This is a genomic window from Brevibacillus panacihumi W25 (assembly GCF_000503775.1).
In the GTDB taxonomy this organism is placed as follows: domain Bacteria; phylum Bacillota; class Bacilli; order Brevibacillales; family Brevibacillaceae; genus Brevibacillus; species Brevibacillus panacihumi_A.
In genome coordinates, this window is the sequence record NZ_KI629785.1 from 393,257 (window position 1) to 407,326 (window position 14,070).

15 protein-coding genes and 1 pseudogene are annotated in these 14,070 nt (G+C 48.3%); 8 read left to right on the forward strand and 8 right to left on the reverse strand.

What is annotated here, in order from left to right; genetic code table 11:
* Positions 1-114: 114 nt before the first annotated feature.
* A complete protein-coding gene (locus T458_RS42815; protein ID WP_023557231.1) occupies positions 115-453 on the reverse strand; it encodes a DUF1904 family protein in 339 nt (112 codons plus the stop codon).
* A gap of 482 nt (positions 454-935) precedes the next feature.
* Between T458_RS42815 and T458_RS42820 the strand changes: the two genes are divergently transcribed.
* From T458_RS42820 to T458_RS57230, 5 genes and pseudogenes are all read left to right on the forward strand, one after another.
* On the forward strand, positions 936-2,039 hold the full coding sequence (locus T458_RS42820) for an ABC transporter ATP-binding protein (RefSeq protein WP_290367280.1): 1,104 nt from the start codon (positions 936-938) through the stop codon (positions 2,037-2,039).
* Complete coding sequence (locus tag T458_RS42825) at positions 2,036-2,695, forward strand: ABC transporter permease (RefSeq protein ID WP_023557232.1); 660 nt, start codon at positions 2,036-2,038, stop codon at positions 2,693-2,695. The genes T458_RS42820 and T458_RS42825 overlap by 4 nt, the downstream gene beginning before the upstream one ends.
* Before the next feature lie 137 nt (positions 2,696-2,832).
* Positions 2,833-3,593: pseudogene (locus T458_RS42830) on the forward strand (glycine betaine ABC transporter substrate-binding protein).
* A 7-nt stretch (positions 3,594-3,600) separates the two neighbouring features.
* Positions 3,601-4,302 carry an ABC transporter permease gene (locus T458_RS42835; protein WP_023557233.1) on the forward strand — a complete coding sequence of 234 codons (702 nt, stop codon included), beginning with the start codon at positions 3,601-3,603 and terminating at the stop codon, positions 4,300-4,302.
* 77 nt (positions 4,303-4,379) lie between these two features.
* Positions 4,380-4,544 (forward strand): hypothetical protein, encoded by a 165-nt coding sequence (locus T458_RS57230; RefSeq protein WP_023557234.1) that lies wholly within the window; start codon positions 4,380-4,382, stop codon positions 4,542-4,544.
* A 90-nt stretch (positions 4,545-4,634) separates the two neighbouring features.
* On the opposite strand, the gene T458_RS42840 is transcribed toward T458_RS57230, so the two are convergent.
* The 5 genes from T458_RS42840 to T458_RS42860 all read right to left on the reverse strand — a co-directional run bounded on the left by T458_RS42840 (position 4,635) and on the right by T458_RS42860 (position 10,044).
* On the reverse strand, positions 4,635-5,585 hold the full coding sequence (locus T458_RS42840; RefSeq protein WP_023557235.1) for an ATP-dependent DNA ligase: 951 nt from the start codon (positions 5,583-5,585) through the stop codon (positions 4,635-4,637).
* Positions 5,586-5,667: 82 nt separating this feature from the next.
* A complete protein-coding gene (locus tag T458_RS42845) occupies positions 5,668-7,020 on the reverse strand; it encodes a GerAB/ArcD/ProY family transporter (protein WP_023557236.1) in 1,353 nt (450 codons plus the stop codon).
* A gap of 15 nt (positions 7,021-7,035) precedes the next feature.
* Complete coding sequence (locus tag T458_RS42850; protein WP_023557237.1) at positions 7,036-7,269, reverse strand: hypothetical protein; 234 nt, start codon at positions 7,267-7,269, stop codon at positions 7,036-7,038.
* Positions 7,269-8,447 carry a Ger(x)C family spore germination protein gene (locus T458_RS42855; RefSeq protein ID WP_023557238.1) on the reverse strand — a complete coding sequence of 393 codons (1,179 nt, stop codon included), beginning with the start codon at positions 8,445-8,447 and terminating at the stop codon, positions 7,269-7,271. Before T458_RS42855 ends, T458_RS42850 begins: the two co-directional genes overlap by 1 nt.
* Complete coding sequence (locus T458_RS42860) at positions 8,440-10,044, reverse strand: spore germination protein (protein WP_023557239.1); 1,605 nt, start codon at positions 10,042-10,044, stop codon at positions 8,440-8,442. The genes T458_RS42855 and T458_RS42860 overlap by 8 nt, the downstream gene beginning before the upstream one ends.
* 123 nt (positions 10,045-10,167) lie before the next feature.
* Between T458_RS42860 and ligD the strand changes: the two genes are divergently transcribed.
* The 3 genes from ligD (at position 10,168) to T458_RS42875 (ending at position 12,362) form a co-directional block, all read left to right on the forward strand.
* Complete coding sequence (gene ligD / locus T458_RS42865) at positions 10,168-11,067, forward strand: non-homologous end-joining DNA ligase (protein WP_023557240.1); 900 nt, start codon at positions 10,168-10,170, stop codon at positions 11,065-11,067.
* Positions 11,068-11,160: 93 nt separating this feature from the next.
* The gene (lgt, locus tag T458_RS42870; protein WP_023557241.1) at positions 11,161-11,958 is read left to right on the forward strand and encodes a prolipoprotein diacylglyceryl transferase; all 798 of its coding nucleotides are present in this window, start codon (positions 11,161-11,163) and stop codon (positions 11,956-11,958) included.
* A gap of 161 nt (positions 11,959-12,119) precedes the next feature.
* Positions 12,120-12,362 carry a hypothetical protein gene (locus tag T458_RS42875; RefSeq protein ID WP_023557242.1) on the forward strand — a complete coding sequence of 81 codons (243 nt, stop codon included), beginning with the start codon at positions 12,120-12,122 and terminating at the stop codon, positions 12,360-12,362.
* Between the two features lie 70 nt (positions 12,363-12,432).
* On the opposite strand, the gene T458_RS42880 is transcribed toward T458_RS42875, so the two are convergent.
* On the reverse strand, positions 12,433-13,452 hold the full coding sequence (locus tag T458_RS42880; protein ID WP_023557243.1) for an inorganic phosphate transporter: 1,020 nt from the start codon (positions 13,450-13,452) through the stop codon (positions 12,433-12,435).
* Positions 13,445-14,062, reverse strand: a complete 618-nt coding sequence (locus tag T458_RS42885) for a DUF47 domain-containing protein (protein ID WP_023557244.1) — start codon at positions 14,060-14,062, stop codon at positions 13,445-13,447. Before T458_RS42885 ends, T458_RS42880 begins: the two co-directional genes overlap by 8 nt.
* Positions 14,063-14,070 lie beyond the last annotated feature (8 nt).

Sequence of the window (14,070 nt, forward strand, 5' to 3'; positions counted from 1 at the left end):
CAATCTTTTGGCGTGAGTATCACTTTCCAGTGGCACCCTTATAGGTTACCCGTTTTTTCCCTTTGAAAAAAAGAAAATCCTTCCGACGATGTACGGGAAGGATTTTTTCTGGCTTTATCTGCCGCTCGATGAAGATATGCTTTGCAATGGAAGCCCTTCTTTATAATAGAGAGAAGGAGATAGCAAAACAAAAAAGATGTGTGTGTGGGGAAAACCGCGTTCTGCAAGAATGTGGTGGATCATCGAAGCGATCGCATCATGCTTCTCCTGATCCCTTGCAAACATGTAAATTTCAACCGATAACGGGCTGTTGGTTATGGCTTCTACCTGGAGTGATTCCAGCTTCACTTTTTCTGGCGCTACTTCAGCAAGTCGCGCGAATTCTTCGCTGATGACGGGAGAAATACCGTGCAGAAAATCGGATTCAAACCCTTTAAATCGAATAAAAGGCAAGATAATTCCTTCTTTCCCAAAGCGGATTAATAAGGCAAACAAAGGCGTTACAAGTCGAGGGGCCATAGCAGAGAATGATTTCCGACGAAACGAAGGTGTGGTGGACGTACCACGAATGTCAGAATTCACTCAACCTGCTATAGCCCATTCGAAACGAAGAACATGTAGACACCTTGTCATTTCTTATTTGTAGTATACCCTCCTTAATTATACATAATCAACCAAAAAGTAAGGAAAAGTGTGCTCCTTTTGAAATCAGGCATGACCAATATAGGTTAGAAACCCCTGGTTGTCAAATAAAAGAGCTTTCGTCGAGTGTCGCTTACTTTCTTACCCGTGCCTGATTCAAATTCTCGTTTTAGTTCATATTAACATGTAGATATTCGTCGATAGCTCCAGCAACTATGAACGGGGACCAGCTAGATGATTGAAATGAAAAATGTAAACAAATATACTCCGATGGCTTCCATGCCCTTAAAGATATTAATCTTACCTTTCGCAAGGGTGAAATTACCGTCTTGATCGGGCCAAGCGGCTGCGGGAAATCTACAACCATGAAATTAATTAATCGTCTTATCACACCGACAAACGGTACGATTCTTATTAATGAAGAGAATATCGGAAGCATCGATCCGGTCAAGCTGAGACGGAATATCGGTTATGTCATTCAAAGCATCGGGTTGTTCCCGCACATGACGATCGGCCGAAATGTAGCCGTCGTGCCCCATCTGAAGAAATGGGAGAAAGACCGGATAAGTAAGCGGGTCGACGAACTGATGGAGATGGTCGGCCTGTCGCCAGAAACGTATCGCGATCGTTATCCTTCGGAGCTGAGCGGTGGCCAGCAGCAACGTATCGGCGTTATCCGCGCACTGGCGGCCGACCCGGACATCATCTTAATGGATGAACCGTTCAGTGCACTGGATCCGATCAGCCGCGAGCAGCTTCAGGACGACGTCATCCGGCTTCAGCAGGAATTGCACAAAACAATTGTTTTCGTTACGCATGATATGGATGAAGCACTGAAGATTGCCGACCGGATCGTGATTATGAGGGCAGGCTCGGTTGTTCAGAGCGATACACCTGAGCGTATCCTGCGCTACCCGGCCGATGATTTTGTCCGCTCCTTTATCGGCCAACAGAGGCTGGTTCCGGAAAACACGTACGATGTGCCGACCGTCGACGAGGTTATGGTCCGTCAACCGGTCACTGTCTATCCGAACCGGGGGCTTGCGGAATCGATCGCGATCATGGAGCGTCGCCGCGTCGATACCTTGTTCGTCACAGACCACAAAAGAAATTTGAAGGGCATCGTCTCGATTTTCAACGTCCTTGATCAATACGGTGAAGAGAACATGACTGTGGGCGATGTGATGAAACCGGTGCTGCACAGAATCTCCTCCGGTACCCCGCTTCCGCAGGCTGTCGAATTGCTAAATTGGCATCAACTGTCCAACCTTGCCGTCGTGGACGACAAGAATAGATTGATCGGGCTGATTACAAGGGGCAGCGTCGTCCGCCATCTGGCCGAAGTTTACCCGACAATAACCGAAAGCGTCGACGCTGAACAGGGGGATAACGAATGACCGATATATGGAGCTTCCTTCAGTTGCGCATGCCGGATTTATTGACCGCGCTGCGCGAGCATCTCGTCATTTCGTTTTCCTCCATCTTGCTTGGCAGTCTCATCGCAATACCCCTCGGCATCGCGCTCGTGTATAACCGTATCCGATGGCTCAATACGATAATCTTTTTCATCGCAAATCTGATGCAGACGGTGCCCAGCCTTGCACTGCTTGCCGTTCTTATACCACTGCTCGGCATCGGTATCAAGCCGGCCATACTTGCCCTTTTGCTATATTCAATCATGCCGATACTACGCAATACGTACGATGGCTTCCAAGCCGTGGACCGCCATGTGCTTGAATCGGCAAGAGGCATGGGGTACAGTACCATGCAACGCATATTGACCATTCAACTCCCCTTGTCACTGCCGTATATCATGTCCGGCATTCGGATTACGACGGTCTATATCATTAGTTGGGCAACGCTGGCGGCACTGATCGGAGCCGGTGGCATCGGTCAGCTTATCATCTCGGGTATGGGTGTCAATAAGCCCGAGCTTGTATTCTCCGGAGCGTTAGGAGCCGTCATCCTGGCTTTCATCGTTGACTGGTTGCTTGGTCAACTGGAGAAATGGCTCCCCGGCAAATTCGGCCGGATGGGAGGTGCGGAAGTATGAAACTTTTGCAAAACGGGAAAGTCGCAATTGTTGCTATATGCCTGCTGAGCCTAGTCATCGCGCTATCCGGCTGCGGTAAGAACGAAAGAATCGTCATTGGGGCCCAGACCTTCACTGAAGCGAAAATACTCGCAGAGATGTACCGCGCGCTTATCGAGGAACACTCTGATGCCGATGCAGTAGTTATTCCGGATCTCGCATCAAGCCCGCTCGTTGTTTCTGCCATGAAGCGAGGCGATCTCGACGTCGCTACCCTGTACAGCGGTGAAATTTTCAACAATCACTTTCCGATCGAAGACACAAGGGATCGCGAAGCCGTGCTGCAGCAAGCCAAAGAAGGGTTCGACCGGTACTTTGGCTTCAAATGGTTCGATCCGCTCGGTTTCGAGAACACCTATGCCTTCTCGGTTCGCAAGGAGGTCGCAGACCAGAGAGGCTATACGAAAATATCAGATGTGGCACCGGATGCTGACAGCATGCGTCTTGGCGTCGATACGACATGGCTGGAGCGCCCTACCGACGGCTATCCAGCCTTTACCAAGCATTACGGCTTTACGTTCGGCTCGACCTTCCCGATGGAGCTTGCACTCGTATACTCTGCTGTCGCGAACAAGCAAGTAGACATCGTGCTCGCTTATTCGACTGACTCCCGTTTGAAAGCCTACAATCTCATCACGCTTGAAGACGACAAGCATTTCTTCCCGCCTTTTGACGCATCGACGGTTATGCGCAAGGATACGAAAAATACCCGGAGGTCGAAGCCGCGCTCTCCGTGTTGATCGGAACACTGGACGTTGACACGATGATTGATTTGAACTATCAGGTGGATATCGAGAAGAAGAGTGAGCGAGAGGTAGCACTGGCTTATTTAAAAAAAGTCGGCCTTTTGAAGGAGTGAAAAGTACATGAATCAGCCCCCATTAACGTTCGCTGATTTTATCGGATACATCTCGCGCAATCAGGCGATGCTGTGGGAGTATTTCTTCCAACACATCGTCATGGTGCTCATTGGTGTCGGACTTGCCATTGTCGTAGGGATACCGCTTGGCATTCTGTGCAGTCGGAGCAAGGCATTCGCCCGCATCATTCTCGCTTTGACGAATCTGCTGCAGGTAATCCCGAGCCTGGCCATGCTGGTCTTGCTGATGCTTTGGCTGGGCCTTGGTTCGACCACTGTCACGGTCGGTTTGTTCCTCTATTCGCTTAATCCGGTCGTCCGCAACACATATGTCGGCCTGACACAGGTCCATCCCAGCTATGTGGAGGCCGGCCGGGGAGTCGGCATGAGCAGCATCCAGATGCTGTTCCAAGTCCGTCTTCCCCTTTCCATCACCTATATCGTATCGGGGATTCGGATCGCCGCCGTGATTGCCGTAGGCGTTGCTGCCATCGCCCCACTCGTCGGAGGCGAAGGACTTGGCAGGGAAATTTACGCAGGCATCAACAACCAGAACTCGTTGCGCATTTATGCGGGCGCTATACCAGCCGCCCTGCTCGCCATTATTGCCGACATATTGCTCGGTGCCCTGCAGCGAAAAATGAACCTGGAGAACCGCCGGTCGCGAAAGAGCGATGTCGTGCCGCCCGTGCCGAAGACGCAAGGGTAAAAGTCTAGCGACTAGAAACCCATCTGTGAGACAAACTACATGTAGTCTACATTTTCTAATACAAGGAGAAATCTGCGATGACGAACAAAAACAAACAGCGAGTGGATAATAAACAATTGGAAGTTATTGGTACTCACGCAGCAGGGGCATCCGATTTATTTGAAACCAGAAAGGCTTCGGAGGGAGAGACTGTCGATCCTCCCAAGCATCCCGGAGGCGCGGGCTCATCCGGAACTTATTGAAACAGTCATTTGGTAAGCGAGGAAATGTAGTCTTCCCTTTAATGGCGCTTGGATCCGATTCACTTTGCAAATCATTCCCTTACCGAATAGCTATTTGGGTAGCTCCAGAACACATTGGTCAGCAGGGACGTCTACAAATCCTTGTATGCTTGGTTGTCTTAGTGAATGTCCATCTATCCAATCGGCATATTGTATCTTTGCAGTGATTTCTGGTTGAAGCCACAGTGTATCAGCAGTTCGCGGTGGTTTATTAACAAATGGCATATTTTGTTGTACGAGTGGTCTAATCCGTTCCGTTAGCTTTCGCCAGTCACTTTGCGTCAGTCTTCCTGTCCCTGCATGCCCGATATACCAGAAGCAACCACTGTTATCGAAGAGACCTAGAAGTATTGAATTCACTATGTTATTTCTGAGAGTAACCCCGCCAACTACAGCAATGATATCTCGATAAAATTTTTTCTTCCTCCAACGCGGATCTTTTCCGTTAATCAAGTAAGTGCTCGACAGGTCTTTCATGATCACTCCTTCCATTCCTTGGGTTTTAATGACTTGGTACAAGCTTTTCGCGTTATCAAAATTCTCGACGAGTTGAACATGGTTATTCGGAATGATGATTGTGTTAAGTAGTTCCTGCCGCTCCTTTAACGAGTAAGAAGTTACCCATTGCTTATTCACATACAATACGTCAAAGACCATGTATGTAATCGGGACTGCTTTTTGAATCTGAGGCACTTTTTCCATTCGTCGAATTCCGTCTCTTCGCATGACTTCGTAGAAAGAGGGTTTTCCATCCGATCCGAGAGCGATCACTTCACCATCCAATATCACCGAATCTGCGTTACAGTAGGTGTACACATCGGTGATTTCCGGATAATGGAGAGTCCGCTCATTTTTTCTTCGGTTAAAGAGCCTACTTTCGTGACCATCGAAGTAGGTAAGAATACGGACACCATCCCACTTTACTTGGCTTACCCATCCGGGACCATCAGGAAATGCGTCAGTGCTTATCGGTTCAAATGGAACAACCAGGTTTAAGTCCATGTATGCCCGTCCTTTTTTGGATCTATTTTAGTCAAATTTCCTCTGAACAGTTTTATATTGCTAATCAGTTGTTTTTTCATACCTACGTATGTGTCCCAAATTTTTTCCTTCCCGTCTTGTGCAAGTATCGGTTGACGGTTTGCATCTGCAGATAGCTCGTAACGAGCGCGATGGCAAGCAGAACCATCACAATTACTGCCACATATTGCGATACAACCATCGACTGCTCAAAACACCATTTCCCGACCAATACCGTCAGGAGACACCCTAAAATCGACAGGTTGGAGGTCCATTCCATTGTCCCGTAAAATTGGGAATAGCGGGTTCCAGGGGGAAAATCACTCTTTATATTGCCAGTTCGTCTACGTTCTATCCTTGCTCTGATCCATAGAAAAAGCAGAAGCGGAACTTGGATGATGAGAACCACACTGGTAAAGCTGTAACCGACGAACCTCTCTACATCTTCCACTTGCGGAAAAGAGAGCAGGGCTGTAATGATCAGAAATAGACCTAGAGACGGAATAAACGGTTTATGTTGGGTTCCTCCTGCGAAGCTGCCGATCCCCGTCAATAAGGCGAGAAAGGCAACAATGACCTTGATTGCAAAGGAAGGAAACCATATGCTGAGTAGAAAAATGTCAACCCGATCCAGAAAGTCCGTCACATGGATTTGTTGGACAAGTGCCAGGACGGGGTAATTTAGACGGCTTGCAATGATATGCCCCATTACCGTAAGGAGGGCAAGCATGACAAGACTCGTGGTAAATCCTACGATCATGACCCCGTGCTTGATTCCTGCAAAAAATAACCGAGGCTGAATGAACACCGGAAGAAAAGCACCAAAAAACAGAACGTCTCCGAACATCCCCATAGTCATGTAATTGCCGAAGAAGATTCCTTTTAGCGAAGTGCTCAGAATGGGGTCAAGGCGCTGTGCATCGTACTCGTTGATGAGAAGACAGAGCATCAGAAACGACGAGATTACATTCATAGGAAAAAAGATCTCATTGACACGGGCCGTTACCTCTAAAGTAGAATAGGACATCATTAGCAGGACAAAAACCAGCAGAATGACTTCCAACGGTGTCTGCGGCAATAGGCTTGCCTGTATGAAATAGGACAAACCCTTCACGTCGATGACCAAGATCATCCATATATACAGCAGCAAGATCAGGTTGATGAACCCACCTACCCATTTTCCGCATACCAGGAAAAGAATCTCGAAAAGGTTTTTCCCTGGAAAAGCATGGCCCAATTCAAATAAGACATAGGCGATGAGGACGGCATAAATGATAGGGATGATCTGGAAGGACCAAGCATCTACTCTGGATACACGAACGACCGACTGGTAGAGACCAATCATGCCGCCTGTCATCAATACCCCGCCTACCAGCCAAGCAACTTGTCGATGGTTGATCACGTGCCTTTGAAGCATTCTGCCCACCTCCTCCTAACTCTGTTTCACCCACATCATCATTTGAGGTGAGAAATAATCATTGATGTAATTGACCGGCATCAGTTGAACGTTTGGAAACAAGGAAGCAATCAGGATCAGGAGCGTCAGCAAATAGATCAAGCCAACGATCCTTCGCTGAGATGGGTCCCACCGTTTTTTTTTCTGGTGATACCGGAAAAACATGATGAGCAGAGCACATCCAAATACAATTTGAAAGAGCTTATCCATCATAATCCCTCTTTCATCAAGCTGTTTGTGGTTTGTCCGATATTGGTGACCTGGACTTTGCTGTGGATCTGAAAGGTGATATGAGGAAGCTCTTTCTCCCATCTCTTCTTATATTTTTGCTCCCATAATTTCGGGTATCTCTTAGCAAAGGTTAGCCCCAAACCAGTCGGATCTACCCGATGCTTTTTACTCTCATTCAAAATAAAGTCCACTTTTTTCGTGATCTTTTCTGCAAGCCTTCGTTCCACCTCGTTGAAGGTGCTTTTGTCATTGAAATCAAGCGGCGACAAGGTTTCAGGTATAAAAACCGAAGCGTATAGTTGAATATCGAAATGGATCCGTCCTTGTCTTATCATCGGCTTTACTACTGCATGACCCTTGAGAACCATCGCGCTGATAGGACCACTGTCATCCATTTCGATAACAAAGGAAAAAGGATTGAAGTAACTTTGAAACCACCGGATTCCGGCAACCTCAGAACGTTTATAGATTTTGATCAGCTTGTCACCTCGAAAGACAGCAATCCCCGTTCCTTCGATCTCTTTCGAATCACCTTTAGGCTGCGTATTTACCGGATCGAATACTGGCAAGAACGTATCGATCCCGGGAGTAATGTTCATCTGAGCCATGTCCTTGATCGAAACCGGAATCGTAACTGCTTTTATCAGCTCTCGAATTGCTTCGCCGGAAAAACGTTCAAAATGAGGGTGTGCATTCAGCAGATCGATCGCTTTTCCCTTCGTCATCACCACATAGGAAGTCAGACGGTTCTCTGGATATCTTGAAATGATGTCGAACGGTTTGCTAAACCCGGATCTTGCTACTTCGCTCCCGATGACGACGACTCGATAGTGAGCGAAATACAGGATGCGCGACATCCGAGTTTGCAGAATGGCCCTGGCTTCATGCAAGGTTTTCCCTACAGCAGAGTCTACATAGAAGCTTTCATTTCCGCTTGTTCCCCCTCCACCGCCGGAAAGAGAGCCCATACTACTGACTAGCGGAATTTGTACACCAAGGCGATACTTGCCATCCTCTTCCTTATCCACCGACATCGCGATGACGATGGCAATATCATTGACTTCCCGCCGATCCCAACATCCGCTCAGCAGAATGCTTACGATCGAGACAAGCAGACAATACCGTGTAAGTCCCTTCCGATTTCTTCTGTTATTCATCATAACGCTCTCTTTCTTTCGCTTCCTTGTTCTGCGATTCTTCCTCAGCACGATGGTATTTTTGCAGAAATTCTGGTCCGATCCGTCTTGCCTGCTCGACCCCGAGAAAGGAGGGGCGATTTTCCAACTCAGTCCACGGGGCTCGGATCAGAACATCCTTCAGATCGCCGACTGACATCGGAGCCACGGGAGAGAGATAGGGTATGCCAAAGGAACGGAGGCTGGCCATATGTCCTACGATGACCAAAAGTCCAATCAATATGCCATAAATACCGAGCAGTGATGCGATAATCATCAACGGGAATCGTAGCAAGCGTATGGTAATGGCTGCGTTAAAATGAGGAGCGGTAAAGGAAGCAATCCCAGTAATCGACACGACGATGACCATAGGAGCAGAGACAATCCCTGCTTCAACGGCTGCCTGGCCCACGACCAAAGCACCCAAAATACTGACTGCTTGTCCCACGGTCTTGGGGAGACGAACACCTGCTTCGCGCAATGCCTCGAAGGCGATCTCCATGATCAAGGCCTCCACAATGGCGGGAAATGGAATCGCTTCACGCGCTGCTGCAATGCTCAGCAGCAGCGTAGTCGGAAGCATGTGTTGATGAAACGTGGTAACCGCGACATACAACGCGGGTGTCATAAGGGAAATGAGCAAAAACATATAGCGCAGCCAGCGTACCACGGTCGCCATTTGAAATCGTTCGTAATAGTCCTCGCTTGCCTGCAACATCATCCAAAAGGTAGTCGGGACGAGCAGTACCATCGGGCTCCCGTCCACAAAAATGGCGACACGCCCCTCCAACAGCGCGGCGGCAACAGTATCGGGGCGCTCGGTATACATCACTTGCGGAAACGGAGAATATTCATTGTCCTGAATTAACGATTCAACATATCCACTCTCTAGTACGGCATCGATTTCAATCCGACTGATGCGATGGGTGACTTCATCTACCAACTCTGAATTTGCGACTCCATCTAGGAAAGCAACGACGATATTGGTGTTTGATTTTCGCCCGACGACCAATGACTTCATTTTCAACCGAGGAGTCTTTAACTTTCGCCGTACCATGGAGGTATTCGTCCGAATATTTTCGATGAAGCCTTCGCGCGGACCACGAACGACAGCCTCGCCCTCCGGTTCATTGACCGATCGTGTATCCGCACCGCGAATCCCCAGCGTAAGCGCTTCCCGATTTCCTTCTACGATGATGCCCGTATCCCCAGACAACACCGCTTGCAGCAGCCCTTTATAGTCTTGGACCCTGGATATTTGCGAGACCGGGAGCAACGCCTCTTCAATGACTCCGATCTGATCGCTTCCATCCTCAAGAACCATCAAGGTTTTTAAAGCCTCATTTACTTCATTCGTACTGATCAACCCATCGACAAAAATGGCGATGGCGTGGACACTGTTTTTTAACTGAAATTTTCGTAAAACAAAATCAGAGCTATCGGAAAACATACGCTCCAAAAAGCTAGTATTGTCTTCCAGCTCAAGCGAGATCGGCACCCCTTCCAGTTCAATCAGATCACATACTTCAAGGGATCTGTCTGCCAAGGGGGTCTTTTGCTGTTCCGTCCATTTACCCATCTTTTCACCAACCAGCCAAAATCTACCTGTATTATGCTTGTTAGACTGGAATAATATGCATCATTCTTGCCTGCATACCTGGATTGACTCTGAGGGCAACCTTTTGAAAAAAGAAGGTGTCATATGAGCCTTGTCGTACCGCAGTACGAGTTGCTATTAAATGGGCATACGGTTCCGATCAGTAATCCGGACAAGCCACTTTGGCCCGAAGCTGGGGTAACCAAGCTCGATTACATTCAATATCTGCTGCAGGTTGCCCAGCCGATGCTAGCCTATACCCGTGATCGGCTGCTTACCGTCATCCGCTATCCTCACGGGGTCGGTGACAAGCACTTTTATCAAAAGAATACGCCTGACTACGCACCCGACTGGATTGTCACACACGAGTGGGAGAACACCCGTTACACGCTGTGCAATGACGAAGCGACATTAATTTGGATGGCCAATCAGGCCACACTGGAGTTTCACGTTTCCTTTCATTTGGCAACTGATGAAATTCCGACTGAATTGGTGTTCGATCTCGATCCTTCCACCCCGGATTTTTCTGTCGTGATTGAATCTGCTCTGCTGCTCAAAAAACTGCTGGATGAACTCGGCTTGCCGTCCTGTGTCAAAACCTCAGGCGCAAGCGGACTGCAAATTTACGTACCGATTGAACGTCGGTATACTTTTGAACAAACGCGGAAAGTGGGCCATTTTATCGCTTCTTATCTGGTTGAAAAGCATCCATCCATGCTGACAATTGAACGCCTTGTCAAAAATCGCGGCAACAAGCTTTATATTGACTATCTGCAGCATTGGCGGGGGAAAACGCTGACCGCCCCGTATTCAACGCGGGCGAAGGAACAGGCAACCGTATCTACCCCCTTGCGCTGGGAGGAAGTTCCGACTGCACATCCAACCCACTATACCGTCCGTAACGTGCCCGAACGATTAACGCAGGTAGGAGATTTGTTTGCGGAAATTTCTGCTCCGACCCGTCAAGTTTCCCTTGATCCTATCCTCACTTTTTTGCGTGATTGAAAGTCTTGCCATTCGGGGTCAATCTGTTGGAAACCGTCCTCCTATCTGTGCTATACTGTCCACAGATGTTTTTCAGGTCAAGGAGGAAAAATGATGATTGATCCGGTAGCTATTGCAATCGGCCCCATCAAGATCCACTGGTATGGAATCATAATGGGGCTTGCCTTTTTGCTTGGAACGTATCTTGCCCGTCACAATGCCAAGAAGTCGGGCATCGATGCAGACCATGTCTTGAATATGGTCGTAATGATTATTCCTGCAGCCATTATTTGCGCTCGCGCGTACTACGTCATATTTGAATGGGATCAGTACAAGGACAATCTGCTCAGCATCTTTTACGTATGGGAAGGCGGTTTGGCAATACATGGCGGGTTGATTGGCGGAGTTCTGGCAGGTGCTTGGTACGTCCGCAAACACAATCTTCCATTCTTGCGCATTGGCGATGCGATGATTCCCAGCGTGATTTTGGGTCAAGCAATCGGACGTTGGGGGAATTTCATTAACCGAGAGGCGCATGGGGATCTAGCCAGCGAACAGTTTATGTCTCATTTCCCGGCCTTTATTCGCGACCAGATGTACATCCACGGACAGTACTACCATCCGACTTTTTTATATGAATCCCTGTGGAATCTGCTCGTGTTTGCCATTCTGCTTCTCATGCTCTACTTTTGGAAAAAATTCGACGGCCAGGTGCTGTTCAGCTATATGATCCTGTATTCGATCGGCCGTTTCTTTATCGAGGGCATGCGTACAGACAGTCTCTTGATCGCAGACACGTTGCGTGTAGCCCAGCTTATCAGCTTGCTTTTGATTGCAATCGGTGTTATCTTGCTGATTGTGTTTGGATGGAAGAGCAAACAAGGCAAACACACCCACAACTCCGTCGAATAAATACTTCTTTCAGATCCGCTTTTCCCAAAAGGGAAGGCGGATTTTTTTGACGTTGCAGCCTTCCTGCCACTGAGTCGAAGTCTATTCACAGCCTTGTCTGAATACTTGTAATGGAGGGAATACTGGTCTGTAAACGTAGGACGAGAAAGGAGTGATCGAGGATGACTGAGGATGCTTTGCTCGAAGGCTTTCTCAATCGCAAGGTGCGCGTTCAGTTTGCCCCAGGCATGCTGGGACCTGAAGCCACTCCCTATACGGAGGGAAAACTGTATGATTATGGACCTAGTGGCATTTTACTGGAAAAACCGGACGGCTCTCTGGATTTCGTCCCTACATCCGCAATTCGGCTGGTCGAAATCCGCCCGCGCGCGGGGTGGTGGGAACGCTTCACCGGTACAGAGTAATGGAGAAAGAAAAAAGACACCTGCAGCAAGCAAAATCCTGAAGGTGTCTTTCGTATGCTCATCGACCGATTTACAGGAAAACGTCAAGCACGACGTAGCAAGCCGCTGCCAGCAATCCTGTAATGGGAAGCGTAATGACCCAGGTGACGACGATTCTTCCGGCTACTCCCCATTTCACCGCAGAGACCTTTTGTGATGCCCCTACCCCGAGGATCGACGAGGTAATGACGTGTGTGGTACTTACTGGTAACTTCAAAGCCGTAAAGATGGTAATAATCAATGCTGACGACAAGTCAGCAGAGAAACCGCTGATCGGCTTGATCTTCATGATCTTGCCGCCAAGTGTTTTGATGATGCGCCAACCCCCAAATGCCGTTCCCAAAGCCATGGCGATAGCCGCCGCAAATTTTACCCAAAGCGGGATGGCGAATTCTCCTGGCTCCTGAACCAAGAATCCTCCGGAAAGCAGCGCGAGAGTAATGACACCCATCGTTTTTTGCGCATCGTTGGCTCCGTGGCTGAATGCTTGCCAGGAGGCTGACAACACCTGCATAAAGCGGAAATTGCGGTTGGTTTTATGATACGCCGTGTTAGCGACAATAAACGAGACAATCTTGATGACGATAAAACCGACAACGAACGCAACGACTGGCGAGATAATCAAGGCTCGTACAATGTCAAAGAAGCCTGCGGCATTAATCGAATCAAAGCCTGCTGCACCTATCGCCGCCCCGGCGACACCGCCGATAATCGCATGGGAAGAAGAGCTCGGAATCCCAAAATACCAGGTGATGATATTCCAGAGAATAGCGGCAATCAATGCTGCCAGGACCACGACCAATCCGTTCTCCAGCTTGAACGGGTCGGTGATGCTCCCCCCGATCGTCTTTGCCACTCCCGTATAGGTCAGAGCGCCAATCAAGTTAAATGATGAAGCCAAGATGATCGCTGTACGCGGGCTTAACGCACGAGTCGAGACAGAGGTTGCAATCGCATTCGCTGTATCGTGGAAGCCGTTGATAAAATCAAAACTAAGCGCCATGACGACAACGAGAATGAGCAAAATCATGTCTGGCGAAAGGTCAAGCATTCTTTAACACAATCCCTTCTACCAGGTTGGAGACATCCTCGGCAAAGTCTGCACAGTCCTCAAGCTTGTCGTAGATCTCTTTCAGCTTGATCGCCTCGATCGGATCTGCATTCGGGGCATTCAAAAGATCAGAAACCATTTTACGGTAGTTGGAATCCGATTCATGCTCCAAATCCTTGATCTCCCGAGCGATTTTGGATACCACCTGATGATCGAGCTTGCGCAAGGTCCGAATCAACTCAATCAATTTGGCCGAACATTTTACCAAAATATTCGCCTGTGCCAGAACGCGGGGATCTGGCTGTTGAACCTGATAGAGATACATCCGATCCGCTACGCCATCGATGTAGTCAATCATCGAATCCATGGTATGAGCAAGCTGATGAATATCTTCACGCTCAAGCGGAGTGATAAAAGTGGAGTTCAAAGCGTTCATGATTTGCCGAACGATTTCATCTCCTTCTTTTTCGACAGCTTTAATTGCCTTTACCTTTGTTTCGACGTCCTGATAGTTCCCTACCATTTCGTAAAACAGATGAGTTCCTTTGTGCACCGTGGCAATCTGCTGTTCAAACAGATCGAAGAAGATGTGCTTTTTTGATTTTAACATACGTCTCC